19 protein-coding genes and 1 tRNA gene are annotated in these 16,308 nt (G+C 59.4%); 12 read left to right on the forward strand and 8 right to left on the reverse strand.

Going from position 1 to position 16,308, the window contains the following annotated elements; translation table 11 throughout:
- Nucleotides 1-113: 113 nt before the first annotated feature.
- Nucleotides 114-374 carry a 50S ribosomal protein L27 gene (gene rpmA, locus ACSQ8V_RS15590; protein WP_031360734.1) on the reverse strand — a complete coding sequence of 87 codons (261 nt, stop codon included), beginning with the start codon at nucleotides 372-374 and terminating at the stop codon, nucleotides 114-116.
- 43 nt (nucleotides 375-417) lie between these two features.
- Nucleotides 418-732 carry a 50S ribosomal protein L21 gene (gene rplU / locus ACSQ8V_RS15595; protein WP_056354755.1) on the reverse strand — a complete coding sequence of 105 codons (315 nt, stop codon included), beginning with the start codon at nucleotides 730-732 and terminating at the stop codon, nucleotides 418-420.
- Nucleotides 733-1,011: 279 nt separating this feature from the next.
- Here rplU and ACSQ8V_RS15600 point away from each other — a divergent pair, with 279 nt between their 5' ends.
- The 6 genes from ACSQ8V_RS15600 to ACSQ8V_RS15625 all read left to right on the forward strand — a co-directional run bounded on the left by ACSQ8V_RS15600 (nucleotide 1,012) and on the right by ACSQ8V_RS15625 (nucleotide 4,762).
- Nucleotides 1,012-2,004, forward strand: coding sequence for a polyprenyl synthetase family protein (locus tag ACSQ8V_RS15600; RefSeq protein WP_120309445.1), 993 nt, complete (start codon nucleotides 1,012-1,014; stop codon nucleotides 2,002-2,004).
- 31 nt (nucleotides 2,005-2,035) lie between these two features.
- Nucleotides 2,036-2,112: transfer RNA gene (locus ACSQ8V_RS15605), tRNA-Pro, on the forward strand.
- Between the two features lie 190 nt (nucleotides 2,113-2,302).
- Nucleotides 2,303-2,674, forward strand: coding sequence for a DoxX family protein (locus ACSQ8V_RS15610; protein ID WP_436182752.1), 372 nt, complete (start codon nucleotides 2,303-2,305; stop codon nucleotides 2,672-2,674).
- Nucleotides 2,675-2,935: 261 nt separating this feature from the next.
- Nucleotides 2,936-3,562, forward strand: coding sequence for an esterase/lipase family protein (locus tag ACSQ8V_RS15615; protein WP_436206270.1), 627 nt, complete (start codon nucleotides 2,936-2,938; stop codon nucleotides 3,560-3,562).
- Complete coding sequence (locus tag ACSQ8V_RS15620; RefSeq protein WP_436206271.1) at nucleotides 3,559-4,167, forward strand: lipase-like domain-containing protein; 609 nt, start codon at nucleotides 3,559-3,561, stop codon at nucleotides 4,165-4,167. Before ACSQ8V_RS15615 ends, ACSQ8V_RS15620 begins: the two co-directional genes overlap by 4 nt.
- An 85-nt stretch (nucleotides 4,168-4,252) precedes the next feature.
- Entirely contained in the window at nucleotides 4,253-4,762 is a 510-nt protein-coding gene (locus tag ACSQ8V_RS15625) for a M48 metallopeptidase family protein (RefSeq protein WP_436206272.1), read from the forward strand.
- Nucleotides 4,763-4,767: 5 nt separating this feature from the next.
- Here ACSQ8V_RS15625 and ACSQ8V_RS15630 read toward each other — a convergent pair whose 3' ends face one another.
- The gene (locus ACSQ8V_RS15630; protein WP_436206273.1) at nucleotides 4,768-6,309 is read right to left on the reverse strand and encodes a DHA2 family efflux MFS transporter permease subunit; all 1,542 of its coding nucleotides are present in this window, start codon (nucleotides 6,307-6,309) and stop codon (nucleotides 4,768-4,770) included.
- Between the two features lie 153 nt (nucleotides 6,310-6,462).
- Between ACSQ8V_RS15630 and ACSQ8V_RS15635 the strand changes: the two genes are divergently transcribed.
- Together ACSQ8V_RS15635 and cls are read left to right on the forward strand one after the other, a co-directional pair.
- Nucleotides 6,463-6,906, forward strand: coding sequence for a MarR family winged helix-turn-helix transcriptional regulator (locus tag ACSQ8V_RS15635; protein WP_436182756.1), 444 nt, complete (start codon nucleotides 6,463-6,465; stop codon nucleotides 6,904-6,906).
- Nucleotides 6,907-7,193: 287 nt separating this feature from the next.
- Complete coding sequence (cls, locus tag ACSQ8V_RS15640; protein WP_436206669.1) at nucleotides 7,194-8,471, forward strand: cardiolipin synthase; 1,278 nt, start codon at nucleotides 7,194-7,196, stop codon at nucleotides 8,469-8,471.
- A 43-nt stretch (nucleotides 8,472-8,514) separates the two neighbouring features.
- Here cls and ACSQ8V_RS15645 read toward each other — a convergent pair whose 3' ends face one another.
- The 3 genes from ACSQ8V_RS15645 to ACSQ8V_RS15655 form a co-directional block, all read right to left on the reverse strand.
- Nucleotides 8,515-9,300: a hypothetical protein gene (locus tag ACSQ8V_RS15645; RefSeq protein ID WP_436206274.1), complete on the reverse strand. Its 786-nt coding sequence runs from the start codon at nucleotides 9,298-9,300 to the stop codon at nucleotides 8,515-8,517.
- Nucleotides 9,301-9,302: 2 nt separating this feature from the next.
- Nucleotides 9,303-9,755: a hypothetical protein gene (locus ACSQ8V_RS15650; RefSeq protein WP_436206275.1), complete on the reverse strand. Its 453-nt coding sequence runs from the start codon at nucleotides 9,753-9,755 to the stop codon at nucleotides 9,303-9,305.
- A 141-nt stretch (nucleotides 9,756-9,896) separates the two neighbouring features.
- Complete coding sequence (locus ACSQ8V_RS15655) at nucleotides 9,897-11,189, reverse strand: CaiB/BaiF CoA transferase family protein (protein ID WP_436206276.1); 1,293 nt, start codon at nucleotides 11,187-11,189, stop codon at nucleotides 9,897-9,899.
- A gap of 295 nt (nucleotides 11,190-11,484) precedes the next feature.
- Between ACSQ8V_RS15655 and ACSQ8V_RS15660 the strand changes: the two genes are divergently transcribed.
- The 4 genes from ACSQ8V_RS15660 (at nucleotide 11,485) to ACSQ8V_RS15675 (ending at nucleotide 13,983) form a co-directional block, all read left to right on the forward strand.
- On the forward strand, nucleotides 11,485-11,853 hold the full coding sequence (locus ACSQ8V_RS15660) for a COG4315 family predicted lipoprotein (protein WP_255631637.1): 369 nt from the start codon (nucleotides 11,485-11,487) through the stop codon (nucleotides 11,851-11,853).
- A 154-nt stretch (nucleotides 11,854-12,007) separates the two neighbouring features.
- The gene (locus ACSQ8V_RS15665; protein ID WP_031360721.1) at nucleotides 12,008-12,526 is read left to right on the forward strand and encodes a sigma-70 family RNA polymerase sigma factor; all 519 of its coding nucleotides are present in this window, start codon (nucleotides 12,008-12,010) and stop codon (nucleotides 12,524-12,526) included.
- Nucleotides 12,523-13,317 (forward strand): anti-sigma factor family protein, encoded by a 795-nt coding sequence (locus tag ACSQ8V_RS15670; RefSeq protein WP_436206277.1) that lies wholly within the window; start codon nucleotides 12,523-12,525, stop codon nucleotides 13,315-13,317. The genes ACSQ8V_RS15665 and ACSQ8V_RS15670 overlap by 4 nt, the downstream gene beginning before the upstream one ends.
- A 96-nt stretch (nucleotides 13,318-13,413) precedes the next feature.
- Entirely contained in the window at nucleotides 13,414-13,983 is a 570-nt protein-coding gene (locus ACSQ8V_RS15675; protein ID WP_436206278.1) for a YbhB/YbcL family Raf kinase inhibitor-like protein, read from the forward strand.
- Nucleotides 13,984-14,035: 52 nt separating this feature from the next.
- Here ACSQ8V_RS15675 and ACSQ8V_RS15680 read toward each other — a convergent pair whose 3' ends face one another.
- Complete coding sequence (locus ACSQ8V_RS15680) at nucleotides 14,036-15,487, reverse strand: glycosyltransferase family 2 protein (RefSeq protein ID WP_436206670.1); 1,452 nt, start codon at nucleotides 15,485-15,487, stop codon at nucleotides 14,036-14,038.
- A gap of 65 nt (nucleotides 15,488-15,552) precedes the next feature.
- Complete coding sequence (locus ACSQ8V_RS15685; protein ID WP_436206279.1) at nucleotides 15,553-16,155, reverse strand: cytochrome b; 603 nt, start codon at nucleotides 16,153-16,155, stop codon at nucleotides 15,553-15,555.
- Between the last annotated feature and the right edge of the window lie 153 nt (nucleotides 16,156-16,308).

Below are 16,308 nucleotides of genomic sequence, written 5' to 3' on the forward strand. Positions count from 1 at the left end.
GGCCATTCGATATATGTCACTGCCTGGCCGAGTCAATCAAGCCAGCCAATAAAAAAAGCCCCGCGAACTTCGCGGGGCCCTTTCCGGTCCTGAAGCCCGTGCCTGAATACTACTTAGGCAGCCGGGACAACGTTGACCAGATGCTTCTTTGCTGCGCCCTTCGTCGAAAACGTGACGTGGCCGTCGGTCAGCGCGAACAAGGTGTGATCCTTGCCCATGCCGACGTTGTCGCCCGGGTGCATGCGCGTACCGCGCTGGCGAACAATGATGCCGCCTGCGTTGATAGCCTGGCCGCCGTAAACCTTCACGCCGAGGCGCTTTGATTCAGAGTCGCGACCATTGCGGGATGACCCGCCTGCTTTTTTGTGTGCCATTTAATAGCTCCTTGACCGTTTAGCTTAATCGACTCAACGACGCTTACGCGGCGTTGATAGCGTCGATACGCAGTTCGGTGTAGTTCTGGCGATGGCCAGCGTGCTTTTGGTAGTGCTTCCGGCGACGCATCTTGAAGATCGTGACCTTCTTGTGACGACCCTGGGACACGACGGTACATGTGACGGAAGCCCCACTGACCAGCGGTGCACCGAACTGAATCGATTCACCTTCGCCTACTGCGAGAACCTGGTCGAGCGTGATTTCAGCGTCAATGTCTGCCGGTATCTGTTCTACTTTCAATTTTTCGCCGACAGCAACCTTATACTGCTTGCCACCGGTTTTTATGACCGCGTACATTGAGAACCTCACTCTGAATTCATTTTTCCGCACACCGTGCGCGAAAACGCGTGATTATACAGAGAGTTAGGCACTCCGTCAAAACCGTTGTTCATCGGAAAAAACGGAGCGGCGGCAGTCCGAACCGAGCACGGCGTGCGCACCATTATCGCGATTTCGCCGCCTGAAGCCTCGCGTCAGGCTTGTCGCGGCCACCCGCGCGGTTCGTCCGAGGCGTCTTTAGAGGCGGCTATCGGCCGATTCGCCTTATAATTCGCGGCACTATCCTAATTGCCGATCATGTCGTCCACTGCCATTTCCTCCCCAAACGCCGCCAACGTGCTCGAGCCTATCGCCGAGGACATGCAGCAGGTCAATCGCGTCATCCGGCAGCGCCTGGCATCCGAAGTGATGCTGATCAACCAGATTTCCGAGTACATCATCGGGGCTGGCGGCAAACGGCTCCGGCCCGCGCTCTTGTTGCTGGTCGCAGGCGCGCTCGGCGACACCACCGGGCACCGGCATGAGCTGGCCGCCGTGGTCGAGTTCATTCATACGGCCACGCTGCTGCACGATGACGTAGTCGACGAATCCGATCTCCGGCGCGGCCGCAAGACCGCGAACGCGCTGTTCGGCAACGCGGCGAGCGTGCTCGTCGGCGACTTTTTGTACTCGCGCTCCTTCGAAATGATGGTCGGCGTGGGCAAGATGCGCGTGATGGAGATCCTGTCGGTCGCGACCAACGTGATCTCGGAAGGCGAAGTGCTGCAGTTGTTGAACATGCACGACCCTGATGTGGACGAAGCGCGCTACATGCAGGTGATCCGCTACAAGACAGCCAAGCTTTTCGAAGCGGCGGCCCAACTGGGCGCGGTGCTGTCCGGGTCGGATGCCCGGACGGAAGCGGCGGCGGCGGAATTTGGCCGGCGCATCGGCACGGCGTTCCAGATCATGGACGATTGGCTCGATTACACCGGCACGGCGGAATCGATGGGGAAAAATGCCGGCGACGATCTGCGCGAAGGCAAACCCACCCTCCCGCTCATCTATTTGATGGAACATGGTTCGGCCGAACAGGCAGCGCTCGCGCGCGAGGCGATCGAGCAAGGCGGCACCGATAAATTCGATACCATCTTTGAAGCCATCACGAAATCGGGCGCGCTGGATCACACGCTGAAATGTGCACGGCAGGAAGCCCAGGCGGCAGCGAATGCAATTTCTTCGTTTCCAGATTCCATTTTTAAAGAGAGCCTGCTAGAATTATGTTCTTACTCGACGGCAAGACAGTCCTGAAAAGGAAACGAACCGTCTCAGAGTGAACATTCGGGGTGTAGCTTAGCCTGGTAGAGCGCTACGTTCGGGACGTAGAGGCCGGAGGTTCGAATCCTCTCACCCCGACCAGAATTGATAAAAACCGCCCAGCTTGCTGGGCGGTTTTTTGTTTTGGGTCATCGATTTTTTAGGTCATCGGCTAATCATCGGCTATGGGTGATCTACAAGTTCGGCGCAAGGTTTGCGCTGCCATCGTCAGATTCAATAACACTGCGCTCGCTCATCAATGTCTTCACTCAGATTTTCATCGGTTAGAAGAATGTCCGTGGGCCAACGCATCGGGCTGTGGTTCGTGTTTCTGTATTTCCTGATCGGCGGAGCGTGCCACTTTTTGTACATGCCGCTCTTCGTGAAAATCGTACCGCCCAGTATTCCCTTCCCACTCCTGGCCGTCATTGTGAGCGGCGTTTTCGAATTGCTTGGCGCGATCGGCGTGATGATCAAACGCACACGAAGCGCAGCGGGCATCGGGCTGACGTTACTGACCATTGCCGTCACGCCCGCCAACGTATTCATGTATCAACACGCGGATCAGTTCTCACAAGTTCCATCGTGGTTATTGCTTGTGCGGCTGCCTTTGCAACTTGTGCTGATCGCGTGCATTTTATGGAGCACGCGGCGGCGCGCTTAATTCGCGCTTCATTCACTTAGCTAACCGGCGCGCGAAAAGCCCTCGCGCGGGAAAGTTGTCACACATCGCCACCGATCGCACCGCTTCAGACTGATAGAAACTGTCTCGTCGATTCCTCGGAATTTTCAGATGCTTCTGATGTTCCGCACTGGCAACTTTCACTAGATTTTCTACCGCAAGGCCAGCCAAAGGCGTGATTTACGTCTTTCCAGATGCCAACTTCACGTTGCGCTTCTTTGTCCTCAAGGTAGGAACATCATCATGACAGTCTCCAAAACGGCGCCCGTCGCGGCCGGCAAAAGAACGACATCGCGCTCTGTCACCACTCACGATTCGCATAACGAATATCCGATCGTTCTTGTTCACGGCATGTGCGGCTGGGGCCGCGACGAGTTATTCGGACAGAAATTCCGCTATTGGGGCGGCGCAAAAGGTGACATTCAGGAGCATCTGAAAGCGCAAGGTTACGAGACATTCACCGCATCCATGGGTCCGATCTCCAGCAACTGGGACCGCGCTTGCGAGTTGTATACCTATCTCGTAGGCGGTGTGGTGGACTACGGCGCAGTTCATTCAGCCAGATACGGCCACGCTCGCTACGGCCGGAGTTATCCCGGCGTTTATCCGCAATGGAGCGAAGCGCACAAGGTGCATTTGATCGGGCACAGCATGGGCGGCCCGACATCGCGAACATTGATCCAGTTGCTCGAACACGGCGACGCGGACGAAGCGGGTTTTGAACCTGGGCCGAGAGAAGCGCCCAGCTCTCCGCTCTTTGCGGGCGGGAGAAAATGGGTACATAGCGTGACATCGGTTTCCGGTGTCCACAATGGCGCGCGACAGCGGACGATGTCAGCCAATTCCCGATCTTTATCCGCGATCTCATGATCGGCGCTGCGGCGCTCGCAGGACTTGGAACGACCGAGCCAATCTACGATTTCAACCTGCAGCAATGGGGACTGGAGCGTGAAGAGGGACAAGGATTTGACGACTACATTCGTCGAGCGCTGGAAAGCCGGGTCTGGAAAACCCAGGACGGTTGCACCTACGATCTCTCCACCATAGCGGCGCATTTCCAGAATGCGTGGGCGCAAACGTCGGAGAACGTCTACTACAGTTCCTATGCGGTCGATGGCACCTTCGCCGGTCCGCAAGGGATACGCATCCCGCAGGCAAACATGAACGTCATTTTGAAGCCCAGCGCCGCAGCGGTCGGACTGAACAAAAAAGATCTCGCCGGCGGTTTTGCTGCGTGGCGTCCGAACGATGGCCTGGTTAGCGTGCCTTCGGCGCAGTTTCCAGTCGGCCATCCACACGAAATGGCGAGCGAGGACAAAACGACCGCCAGGAAAAAGGGCGTGTGGTACGTCAATCCGACCATTGAAGGAATGGACCATCTAAGCATAGTGATCCCGCTGCACGAGACGACAATTGAGCAGTTGTATCGATTTTACGAAGACATAGCCGCTCAAATCCACGCGTTGCCGGTGTGATCCGTGGGACGTGACGCCTGAATCATGGCCCCTGAGTCATGGCCCCTATAATGCCGAAGGCACCACTTGGCGGTCACGTCCCATCATGCTTCCTCTGAAATACCTCGGCGCCTATCCGCAAACGCTTCAGGACAAGGTCCGCAAACTTATCGCCGATGACCAGTTGGGCGTCTATCTCGCCGACCGGTATCCGCACCGCCATGCCGTGCAATCGGACCGCGCGCTGTATCAATACACCACGGATCTGAAGCAGGAGTTCCTGCGCGTGGCGCCCGCCATCGACAAGGTAATGTACGACGCCAAGCTCGACGTGCTGCGTCATGCGCTCGGCCTGCACACTGCCATATCACGCGTGCAGGGCGGCAAGCTCAAGGCGAAGAAAGAGATTCGGGTGGCGTCGCTATTCAAGGAAGCACCGCCTGAATTCCTGCGCATGATCGTTGTGCATGAACTCGCGCATTTGAAGGAAAGCGACCACAACAAAGCGTTTTATCGGCTATGTGAATTCATGCAGCCCGGGTATCACCAGATCGAATTCGATCTGCGCATATACCTGACGCAGCGCGAGCTTTCGCGCGACTCATCCGTCAAGTAATTGCGTCAATCCGCGGCCGCGTGAGCGAGTGTTTCGCTGTCAACACTGCGCATTGGCCGGATCAGCAAAAGCAGCGGCACGACCAGCAAGGTCGCCACGAACATCAGCTTGAAGTCGTTCAGGTACGCAATCATCTGCGCCTGCTGATTGATCGACTGATCCATCAGCGCAAGACTCATCTGTGATCCACTTTCGAGCATGGGCTGCATCGACGGATTGAATACGTTCACATTCGCCGCGAGATCGGCGTGCGCCACTTGCGTGCCGCGCGTCATCATGGTCTGTACGATCGAGATGCCGATACTGCTGCCAATGTTACGCATCAGGCTGTAGGTCGCGGTGCCGTCGGCGCGTAGTTCGGGCGTCAGCGTGGAAAATGTCAGCGCACTGAGCGGCACAAATACGAAACCCAGGCCAAAACCCTGGATCACGCCGGGCCACACGATGTCCGACACCGACAGCACGAGCGTGTACTGCATCATCTGCCAGAGCGCGAACGCGGAAACGAGAAAACCAGCGAGCAACAACAGACGCGCGTCGATGCGTCGTAACAGCCGCCCGGCGATCAGCATGGCGACCATCGTTCCCGCGCCGCTAGGCGCCGTGACCAGACCGGTCGTGGCGACGGGATAGTTCATCAGGTTCTGCAGCATCGGCGGCAACAACGCACGGGTCGCGTACATCACCGCGCCAATCATGAAGATGAAAAACACGCCGGTCGCGAAATTGCGGTCCTTCAACAGTTCGTACTTGAAGAATGACCGCTTGCCGGCGGTCGCGGTGTGCGCGAGAAAAAAGATAAAACTCAGCACGGCAAGAATGGCTTCGATACGGATTTCGATCGAGCCGAACCAGTCGAGCTGCTCGCCGCGATCGAGCATGGCCTGGAGTGCGCCGATCGCCAGACCCAGCGTGGCAAACCCGAACGCATCGAATTTCACCCCGAGCTTCGCCGCTCGCGCCGGCAGGAACGTCACCACGCCAAAGAGCGCAAACGCGCCGATCGGCACGTTGATGAAAAATACCCAGCGCCAGTTGTAACTATCGGTGAGCCAGCCGCCCAACGTTGGCCCGAGAATCGGCCCGACCATCACGCCCATGCCCCAGACGGCCATTGCCTGGCCCTGCTTTTCGCGCGGATTGATGTCGAGCAGGATGGACTGCGAGAGCGGCACGAGCGAGGCGCCGAAAATACCCTGCAGCAATCGTGACGCGACAATCTGCGCAAGACTGTCCGATAACCCGCATAGCGCCGACGCTATCGTGAAGCCGCCAATAGAAATGATCAGCAGACGCTTCGTGCTCAGCCGGTCGGATAACCAGCCCGTCAGCGGCGTGGCGATAGCCGCCGCAACAATGTACGACGTCAGCACCCACGTGATCTCGTCCTGCGACGCCGACAGCGTGCCCTGCATATGCGGCAGCGCGACGTTGGCGATCGTGCTGTCGAGTGTCTGGATCAGCGTGGCGAGCATGATCGAGACTGTGAGCATGGGCCGGTTGAGCGGCGTGGCCGCCGCGCTTGCCGGCATCGATTCAGAGGACATTCAGGCGCCGATTCGGTTATCAGATTGCTTGCTCTAATAGTAAGCATGCTTATTATAAACAAGCTAATGATTGGGACAAGAAGTCAAAAATCAGGAGAAACCCGTGTTTGCCGGAATGTAGGTGGGCGCGAGCTTCTTTCGTATAATCCGGGCATGGAAACGCACCTCGACAAGCGCTTTGGCTTTCTGATCTCGGACGTTGGGCGCTTGTGCAGCAAGCGCTTCGACGAACTCGCGAAGTCGTCCCTCGATCTCACGCGGGCGCAATGCCGCGCGCTCGCCTATCTGTCCCATTTCGGCGATGTAAACCAGGCGCGGCTGGCCGATCTGCTGGAAGTCGCGCCGATATCGGCCGGCCGCCTGCTGGACCGGATGGAGGAAGGCGGCTGGATCGAGCGTTTTTCGAATCCCGATGACCGTCGCGAGCGGACGGTGAGGATGACGGCAAAAGCCGAAAGCGCACTCGGCAGGGCGCGCCGGGTGGGCGATTCAATGGCCGCTGAAGCGTTGGCAGGGCTTGATGCCGACGAGCGCGCGCAACTGATCTCGCTGCTGCGGCGCGTGCGGGTGAATCTGAGCACGATTGTGGACGAGTAAGCGTTTTGCAGGAGCTGGGGAAGCGGCGCACTTATGTCTCTTCCGAAATGCGACAAGCCGCCGCCCGCCGTGAAACGCTCGACTCGACAGTTGCAGAACTCGGCCGTGCGATGACCGTGGAGCAGCCAGATTTTAGATCGATCGACGCAGTGCAATAGATAGGAGGTCCGACCCTTGCTACCAAGCGTGTCGGAACATCCGCCGCGCGTAGCTGAGCTTCCGGGCTCCGGCACCGCGCACACCTCCCTCCCGATTGCAGCTCGTCTCGTCCGGAATCCGACATGCTCTTGCTCGCCATACCGCTTACGGTAATCGTCACGCTCGTCGTTGTCCTGATCCTTGCGAACTTCGTGAGCGGCGAAAAGAAGGTCGAGCACAACATCGACAGGCTGTATTCCAGCGACAACCCGCAATTCATTCGTTCAATGAGCCTCTTGCTGGGACCGCCGGTGACCTCGGGCAATCGGTATGCCGTGCTGCTGAACGGCGACGAAATCTTCCCTTCCATGCTTGATGGCGTTCAATCCGCCAAAGAGACTATTACCTTCGAAACGTTCATCTACTGGTCCGGCGACATTGGCGCGCGATTTGCGGCGGCGTTGTCGGAGAAAGCGCGTTCGGGCGTTGCGGTGCATGTCCTGCTCGACTGGGTGGGCTGCAAGAAAATGGATCAACGTTATCTCGACGAACTGCGGCAAGCCGGTGCCGACGTCGTGCAATATCACAAGCCACACTGGACCGGACTCGGGCGAATGAATAACCGGACGCACCGGAAGCTGCTGATCATCGACGGCCGCATGGGTTTCACTGGAGGCGTTGGGATCGCGGAGGAATGGACGGGGAACGCGCAAGACGAAAAGCATTGGCGCGACACGCATTTCCGAGTGGAAGGTCCGGTGGTCGGTCACATGCAGGCCGTGTTCATGGACAACTGGATCAAGGCGACCGGCAATGTGCTGCATGGTCCCAAGTACTTTCCTGAGATACCCCCCTTGCCCGAAGCCGAGGCCTGTCATGGTGTCGCGCACATGTTCAGCAGCTCTCCCACCCACGGCGCCGACGACATGGAACTGATGTATCTCATGGCGATTACGGCGGCCACGCACAGCATTCATCTGGCGAGCGCGTATTTCGTCCCCGATGGCCTCGCGATCAACGCCCTGGTGGAAGCCGCACGACGCGGCGTGAGAGTGCGCATTGTGACGCCGGGAAAACGTATTGACACGCATACAGTGCGTGAAGCCTCCCGCGCCTGCTGGGGAGATCTGCTGGCTGCGGGTATCGAAATCCATGAATATCAGCCGACCATGTTCCATTGCAAATTACTCGTGGTGGACGATTACCTGGTTTCAGTGGGATCGACGAATTTCGACAGCCGCTCGTTCAAGCTCAACGACGAAGCGAACCTCAATATCTACGATCGCGAATTTGCCCGTCAGCAAAGCGCGATCTTCGACGCCGATATTGAAAAGTCGCACCTCGTCACGTACGAAGAGTGGCTGCACAGACCAAGATCAGAGAAGCTGATAGAGAAAGTGGTGCCGTTGCTCGACTGGCAGCTTTGAACACCGGCATGGTTTTCCCCGGTTTCGACTGCCGGATAGGACCTCAATGCCGCGTTAACCCACCGCCCGCCGCTGCCTCAATCAGCTTTCTCATAGGCCACGCCTCGGCGTACTGGCCGATCACAGCCACCTCACGATCCGCCTGTTCGGGTAGCAAACGGTCGTCCACCACCACGATGATCGGCGTGTTGGCAGTCAGCGCACTGCCACGCAGGTCCACAAGCTTGTAAAGCTCCGACGACGAAGCGTTGCGATGACATGAAATCACGTCGATCTGCGTGTCACCCTGCGACAGGTCGAAGCCGTACTGACGACCCGACACGCCCGCGGCCTTGAGCGTGCTCTTGATCGCCGGGATATCTGGCTTCATTGCGTTGAGATAAAGCCTCGTGTCGCCAATCAGGCTGGGCTCGCGGACCGCGAAGTCAGTGCCCGCGTTATCGAACTCCCATCTGGCCAGACTCAGCAACGCGTCGACATAGCTCGCGAAACCAGACGCCATGTGGGCAACTTCAAATGTGCCTTCGATTTCGCCCTCATGCGTTACGTTGATGTCAGGCTGCTTGATCGCTGCCTTCACGACTTGGTAGTCCCGCAGATGAAACGAATTGATCTGGCGACAAAAGCAGTGGAATAGTGTCTCGCCGGAATCAAAGAAGCGTATCTGGTTACCACCGTCCAAATATTCGGCATAGAAGACGAACGGGTCGCCGCCGTAAAAACCAAACGGTGTTTGGAGCGCCATCATGGGCGGCTCTTCCCCTTCAAGTTGCACGCAACCGAAGCCAAGCTTCGCGCACATGTCCTGGCAGGATGACTGAATGTTCATTTCTATTCCGGAACCGATGGGTCAGGTAAGACGCACGTCAGCGTCAAGTTAGTCTTTTTGCAAAAGAGCCGTAGCGCACTTGCGTAACTTAAGCCAGACCATTCGGCGGCGCCCGCAATCCGATCACGCCCGACGTGCTCATGAGGATTGCGATGCAGATCGGTTATTGGCCGGCCGCTCTGAATAATCTCTAGCTGATAAGCACGTCGATCACTTTTGTTCTGAGAGTGGTATATGCCGAAGACAAACCGCCTGAAGGGCGGTCGTCGGCCGTACCTGACAGAGAGCCGTGCAGTCATACCCTGAATGCGCCTGCCGTCGGCATCCGTCATGCCGAACACGCATTTGGCCAAACTCACCGCTTCCTTGTGCTTGTTCCATCCCGTTGATGGATCGCCGAATTTGGTGAGGCTCAACAGGCGTTCCGCCTCGTCCCGTGGAAGATCGTCGATCATATGAGGTCATGGTTTGCATCCTGCGTGTTCGCGTGGATTTCACATGACCAACCATACCTTGGCGAGCTTTAGTCGAGTCAAGCAGAACGTTGTCATAAAGTGTCTGCTCGCCCGACTCATTCACCTCGCGTCATAATCAACTTACCCGCCGATCACCCCTGTTAGCATCAACGCCTCGATCTGTGCGTCGCCCATTCCAAGCACGTCGCGCAGCACGGCGCTCGTGTGTTGTCCAAGCATCGGGGGCGCCTGATCGTACGCAACCGGCGTAGCCGATAAACGCAGCGGACTCGCCACAGTTGGCGCCACGCCCGCGACGGGATGCGGAATCTCCCGCGCCGCGCCGCGAAATTGCGCCTGTTCGGAATCGAAAGCCTGCGCAATATCGTTGATCGGCCCGCACGGCACGCCGCACGCTTCTAGCGCGTCGACCCATGCGTCGCGGGGACGCGTCATGAACACCGCCGCCAGTTGCGGCAGCAATTCCGCCCGGTTCACGCTACGCCCGCTATTGGTGGCGAAGCGCGCATCGAGCGCAAGTTCCGGCACGTTCATCGCGGTGCACAGCGAACGAAACTGGCTGTCGTTGCCGCATGCAACGATCACATGGCCATCGCTCGCGGCGAACGTCTGATACGGCACGATGTTCGGATGCGCATTGCCCATGCGCTGTGGCGCGATGCCCGTGGTGAGATAGTTCATGGACTGGTTAGCGAGCATGGCGAGCTGGCAATCGAGCAACGCGATGTCGAGATGCTGCCCGAGTCCGCTTTTTTCGCGCTCCATGAGCGCGGCGAGCACGCCGGTGGTGGCGTACATGCCGGCCATCAGATCCGTTACCGCCACGCCGACTTTTTCCGGGCCGCCACCCGCTACGCTGTCGGGCTCGCCGGTAATGCTCATCAGCCCGCCCATCCCCTGGATCAGGAAGTCGTAACCCGCGCGCTGCGATAGCGGGCCGCTCTGTCCAAAACCCGTCACCGAGCAGTACACGAGCCGCGGATTGAGCGCCGAAAGACTCTCGTAGTCCAGACCATATTTCCTGAGTCCTCCAACCTTGAAGTTTTCGACGACCACGTCACACGACTTCGCGAACTCGCGAATCAGCGCAGCGCCTTCGGGTGAACTCATGTCAATGGCAACCGACTGCTTGTTGCGGTTCGCGCACAGGAAATAGGCGCTCTCCGACGTATTACGGCCCTCGGCGTCGCGCAGGAACGGCGGCCCCCACGTGCGGGTGTCGTCGCCCGTGCCCGGACGCTCGATCTTGATCACTTGCGCGCCAAGATCCGCGAGGTTCTGCGTGCACCACGGCCCCGCCAGCACCCTCGATAAATCCAGCACGCGAATGCCGTCCAACGGGCGTTTTCTTGTCGTATTGATGGTTGCGCCAAGGTTCTCCGGCGTCGCTTGATTCTTGCTGTCCTGCACCATTTCACCTCGTTCGTTTCAAGCCGGGTTCTGGCTGATGGGTCCGTTCATGGCCGGAAAAATGCGAATCGGCACGCCCGGTCAGGCGGCTGGCGGAGAACCGCATCGTCCGATGCCGTCGATTGTAGCCAAGTCGCCAGATAGGACGTCCCCTCGTATATCTCGAGGCGCACCAGCCAATCGACAGGATCAAAATTACGGAACTTGGTCGAAATATTTGTCAGGTATCGGAATATTCCGCGAGCGCCACCCGTTTATCCCGTATCTGTACAAATGTAACGAGACAAACAACGTGAGAATGCGAATCCCGATGCTCGCTGCCGCCCTGGCCCTTGCCGCGGCCTTCAGCCTGAGCGCCCATGCCGCCCCGCCGATGGCCGGAGCCGGTATGTACACCGACGCGAAAGGCATGACGCTCTACACGTTCGACAAAGATCCGGCGTCGGGTCCGAGCGCGTGCAGCGGCGGTTGCGCCCAGGCGTGGCCGGCGGTAATGGCCGATGCCGCGGACAAGCCCCAAGGTGACTGGACCATGATGCCGGCAGCCGATGGCGCTAACCAGTGGGCATACAAAGGCAAGCGCGTGTACACGTTCGCGAAAGACAAGAAGCCCGGCGATGCCAACGGCGACAATTTCAAGGACATGTGGCACACCGTGAAGCAATAAGCGGGATGCACCAAGCGTGAAGCAGCAAGACACCATCACAGCGATGGAGACCAGCATGAAGCGATCGATGGCCGCTGTTCCCGTGGCGGCAATATCGTCGTCACGGGAACAGGGTCCGGAGCGCTGAAAGTGAACCAGTCATGAGCATAGGCCGTTGAGCTTCGATACCGATCTCGTTGGAGTTCTCCCGCAGTTGCGGCGTTATGCGCGCGCGCTGACGGGAGACCGTGCGTGGGCCGATGACCTCGTGCAGGACGTGACCGAACGCGCGCTGGGCCGGTCGAAAGGATTTCGCGTCGGTAGCAATCTGCGCGCGTGGCTGTTCACGATCATGCGCAATCTCTATATTGATCAGTTGCGCGGCCGGCGCGATATTGCCGTCGACGATGAAACCGCGCCCTGGCGGCAGATGGCCGCGCCCGTGGGCGAAGTCGATGGGCTCGTGCTGCGCGACGTGCAACGTGCGCTGTATTGCCTGCCGGTCGAGCAACGCGAAGTCATGCTGCTCGTCTGCGTCGAGGACATGAGTTATCAGGAGGCATCCGTGGTGCTGAACGTGCCGGCTGGGACAGTAATGTCGCGACTATCGCGGGCACGGGAGCATATGCGTGTGCTGCTCGGTGAGGAACCGGGCCGCAAATCGGCGTCGTTGAAAATCGTGAGTGGCACATGACGAACCCCGAACGTCCGGAACAGGCGGAATCCAGCGCGGCAGCCGATGAGCTGCGCGCGCTGTCGGCGTTCATCGACGATGAGGCGCCTGAGGCCGAGCGCCCTGAAACCGCGGCGCGCATCGCCCGCGATCCGGCGAGCGCGGCGACGGTCGCCGCGTATCGCGCGCAGGACAATGCGCTGCGGGCGCTGTTTGCCGCCACGGCTGATAAAGAACCCCAAGTCGTGATCGTGCGCCCGCGCAGGCGTTATCTGATGGCGGCGAGCTGGCTGGCGGTGGGGATTGCATGCGGCTTCCTGATGCATATGCTGTTGCCGGTCCTCGATCAGGATCATCCGGCGCCGACGTTCGCGCAACGCGCGGATATCGCTTACGCCGTGTATGCACCTGAGCAGCGGCACGCGGTGGAAGTCGCGGCGTCGCAGGAAGATCATCTTGTTACGTGGTTGTCCAAGCGGCTCAACCGGACCCTGACCATTCCCTCGCTGCATGAATATGGGTTCGAACTGGTCGGTGGCCGCTTGTTGCCCGGCGAGGACGGGCCGGCGGCTCAGTTCATGTATCAGAACGCCAGCGGCGAACGGCTCACGCTGTACATGACCAGCGGTTCGGGCAAACACAAGGACGAATACGCCATACGGATGTTGCGCGACGGCTCGCGACGAACTTTCTACTGGACGACAGATCACGCGGGTTATGCGCTCTCGGGACAGATCGGCGAGACGAAGCTCCGTGCCATCAGCTTCGATACCTGCGCCGCATTGGGCGGCGATCCGAAGAAATGGCAGTGAGAAGGTGGCAGGATCGCGGCGCTTGAAGCGGCGGAAATACATCAAGCGCACGTGGTACCCGGAGCGAAGTTATTGAGACTCAAGGCCAGAAGAACAATGAAGAAAGATTCAAGCATGTGCCGCGCGAAGCGGCTTTTGCGCGTTGCCGCGATAGGCGCGGGATGTTTCCTGAGCGTCGCCGCCGTCGCCGATGAGCGCTTCACGCTGACATCGCCCGGCCTCGCCGATAACGCCACCCTCGACTCCCGCCACGCCGCCAGCGCGCAGGATTGCGGCGGCAAGAACGTTTCGTTGCCTCTGGCGTGGAGCAATGCACCGTCCGGGACCAAAAGCTTTGCGGTCACTATCTACGATCCCGACGGCGCGCGCGGCCTCGGAATCGTGCATTGGATTCTCTACGGAATTCCTGCTGCGACGACCGCGCTCGCAGAAGGCGGGCCGCCGCCGGCGGGGAGCATTGGCGGAATCAACCGGACGGGGAAGGACGGCTATTACGGACCCTGCCCGCCGCACGGCGATACGCCGCATCACTATGTCGTGCAAGCCTACGCGCTGGATATCGCCGCCAATGCCCTGCCCTCCGCGCTCGACCGCAACGGATTGATCGCGGCGATGAAGGGGCATGTGCTGGCGGCATCGAGCATGGTGGTGCGGTACGGGCGTTGATTACCGCGATGCGTGATTAGCTAGTACATCAACGTCATCGCGGCTTATGCCTTCAGGCCTCATCCGCAGCCGCAAGCCCCGCTCTCGTCTGCACGCGCCACGCACGTGAACCGCCAAGGAAGTCGACCCAGCCAAGCGCCGCGCCCGTATGGCGCAGCAACTGGAACGTGAACGGCTCGACAATCGCCGTCACGACCGCCATCCACAGGCTCGACCCGGCGGTGTCGCCCGTCCAGCGCCGGTACAAATGCACGGTCCACAAATGAAAGGCGAAATCGATAAGAATCTTCCCGCCGATCACGCTGAAAATAGGCAAGACAATAGCGCCGCGCCGATCCACGATAAACCCCAGCAGCAGCGCAAACGCCGTCAAGCCGTAGATAGGCTGCACGGTATCGAAGGCCTTCACGGGCAACATCAGCAAACCGAGCGTGCCGTAACGCCGGTTGCCGGTCATATCGCGATTCCAGTATTGCGTCTGCAAAAAGCCCGCGAACCAGCGCCGGCGTTGGCGCATGAAACCGCTGAACGAACTCGGCGCGTCCGTGATGGCGTGCGCGTTGCCCACCACCCGCACGTCCCAGTCCAGGCCGTGATCGACGGAATGACGGCGCAACCGGTGAATCAGTTCGTAATCCTCCACCAGGCATTGCGGATCGAAACCACCGACGGCCAGCAGCGCATCGCGGCGAAATGAAGCGAACGCGCCCGAGATCAGCAACAGGCTATCGGCGCGCATCCACGCAAAACGCGCGATGAAATTGCGGATGTATTCGTAAGTCTGGAACCACTGGAAAAAGCGCCCGCTGATCGTTTTGCTGCACACCGGAACCAGGATGCCCGCCGCAGCAACCAGATTCGGCCGCGACGCAAACGCGCTGCGCATGGCCAGGACGGCGTCGTCGGCGAGACGGGTATCGGCATCGACGGTCATGACGATCGGCGTACTGATCTTTTCGATCGCCGCATTCAGCGCACGCGCCTTGCCGCCGTGTGCCACGGGTAGCCAGAAGAGCGTCGGATGCAGCGTCGATGCCGCGCTCAATTCTCCCTCCGCCGGCGAGACAAGGCCAAAACGTTGCGTGAGAAGCTCGGCGGTGGCATCAGAGGAACCATCGTCGGCAATCACGATTTGCGTCGCGCCATGCGTTTGCCCGAGCAATTTCGCGAGCGTGTTGGGCAGCACGGCCGCCTCGTTATGCGACGCCACGATCACGCCGAGCTTCGGCAGACCGCGTTCGCGCTGCTTGCGATCAAGCGGCTTGCGCGGCCTGACAAGCGTCCACGATTTCGCCGCGACGAACATCAGCAGCAAGGTGTCGTAGACCACGTAGGCAATGCCCGTCGACCATGCCACCACGCCGTGCAGGAAAAACGCGCGGGCGAACAGCACAAGCCACAGCACGACCACGCCGCCGTGAATCAGCACGCTCGCAAGCGTGACCGGGCGAGGCGCCAAGCGCGGCGAAGCCTGCGCGAGCGCCTCTTCCAGAGAGGGTTTCACCACCAGATCCGGTTGGGGCGGGGTCTTTTTTGTTCGCATGGGTACGGCGTGAAGTTTCACATCCATCACGGCACCATCCGCGAGATCACCGACTTCTTGTCGATCCACTGATGCTTGAGCGCGCCGCCCACGTGCATCGCCAAAAGGGCGTACAGCGCGTAACCCAGCCACGTATGCAATGCGCCGAAACGATCGTGCAACGATTCCTTCAGGACCGGATCGAGATGCATCACGAAACCCACGCGCGGCCACGGAATCAGGCCGAAGAGATGCATCGGATGCGTCGCGGCGTCTTTCCATGCCGAGTCGTGCAGCCAGCCGGATAACGGCAAACCGATCATCAGCAGGTACAGCAAAAAGTGTGCGATGTGCGCGGCCATGTGTTCCCACTTCGGAAACGCCTTCGGCAACGGCGGCGGCCGATGCGAAACGCGCCACAAGATCCGCAGCAGCACCAGCCCGAGAACGGTGATGCCGATGGACTTGTGGGTATCGACGACCGGACGCACCCACGAATCGGGGAACGATTCCGCCGTCAGCCCCAGCACGACGTTGCAGATAATCAACAACGCGATGAGCCAGTGCAGGACCATCGCGGTGCGCGTGTAGCGCAGCGGCATCTCGGTCTGGGGCGGGTCTGACACCACGTTGGCAGCTTGCGTGGACATTGAAACTCCGTGCGGAAAATGAGGATCGGCTGGATGGTTCTTTCTGCAAACTGTCGCGGCGGATTGGTCTATTCAAGCCAAGCGCGAATGTTTGCAGACGACACGATCCAAACGCACCGTGGCGTCGCTTTATTCCATCGATTCTGCGGGAAA

The organism is Caballeronia sp. LjRoot31 (genome assembly GCF_964253885.1).
Classification (GTDB): Bacteria; Pseudomonadota; Gammaproteobacteria; order Burkholderiales; family Burkholderiaceae; genus Caballeronia.

What these genes read in the sequence shown, in the direction of transcription:
- ACSQ8V_RS15600 (WP_120309445.1), top strand. Translation starts at nt 1,012, where the DNA reads ATGTCGTCCACTGCCATTTCCTCCCCAAACGCCGCCAACGTGCTCGAG.
- ACSQ8V_RS15645 (WP_436206274.1), bottom strand. Translation starts at nt 9,300, where the DNA reads ATGAACATTCAGTCATCCTGCCAGGACATGTGCGCGAAGCTTGGCTTC.
- ACSQ8V_RS15685 (WP_436206279.1), bottom strand. Translation starts at nt 16,155, where the DNA reads ATGTCCACGCAAGCTGCCAACGTGGTGTCAGACCCGCCCCAGACCGAG.
- rplU (WP_056354755.1), bottom strand. Translation starts at nt 732, where the DNA reads ATGTACGCGGTCATAAAAACCGGTGGCAAGCAGTATAAGGTTGCTGTC.
- ACSQ8V_RS15615 (WP_436206270.1), top strand. Translation starts at nt 2,936, where the DNA reads ATGACAGTCTCCAAAACGGCGCCCGTCGCGGCCGGCAAAAGAACGACA.
- ACSQ8V_RS15655 (WP_436206276.1), bottom strand. Translation starts at nt 11,189, where the DNA reads ATGGTGCAGGACAGCAAGAATCAAGCGACGCCGGAGAACCTTGGCGCA.
- ACSQ8V_RS15660 (WP_255631637.1), top strand. Translation starts at nt 11,485, where the DNA reads ATGCGAATCCCGATGCTCGCTGCCGCCCTGGCCCTTGCCGCGGCCTTC.
- ACSQ8V_RS15675 (WP_436206278.1), top strand. Translation starts at nt 13,414, where the DNA reads ATGAAGAAAGATTCAAGCATGTGCCGCGCGAAGCGGCTTTTGCGCGTT.
- ACSQ8V_RS15635 (WP_436182756.1), top strand. Translation starts at nt 6,463, where the DNA reads ATGGAAACGCACCTCGACAAGCGCTTTGGCTTTCTGATCTCGGACGTT.
- rpmA (WP_031360734.1), bottom strand. Translation starts at nt 374, where the DNA reads ATGGCACACAAAAAAGCAGGCGGGTCATCCCGCAATGGTCGCGACTCT.
- ACSQ8V_RS15625 (WP_436206272.1), top strand. Translation starts at nt 4,253, where the DNA reads ATGCTTCCTCTGAAATACCTCGGCGCCTATCCGCAAACGCTTCAGGAC.
- ACSQ8V_RS15620 (WP_436206271.1), top strand. Translation starts at nt 3,559, where the DNA reads ATGATCGGCGCTGCGGCGCTCGCAGGACTTGGAACGACCGAGCCAATC.
- ACSQ8V_RS15670 (WP_436206277.1), top strand. Translation starts at nt 12,523, where the DNA reads ATGACGAACCCCGAACGTCCGGAACAGGCGGAATCCAGCGCGGCAGCC.
- ACSQ8V_RS15630 (WP_436206273.1), bottom strand. Translation starts at nt 6,309, where the DNA reads ATGTCCTCTGAATCGATGCCGGCAAGCGCGGCGGCCACGCCGCTCAAC.
- ACSQ8V_RS15610 (WP_436182752.1), top strand. Translation starts at nt 2,303, where the DNA reads ATGTCCGTGGGCCAACGCATCGGGCTGTGGTTCGTGTTTCTGTATTTC.
- ACSQ8V_RS15650 (WP_436206275.1), bottom strand. Translation starts at nt 9,755, where the DNA reads ATGATCGACGATCTTCCACGGGACGAGGCGGAACGCCTGTTGAGCCTC.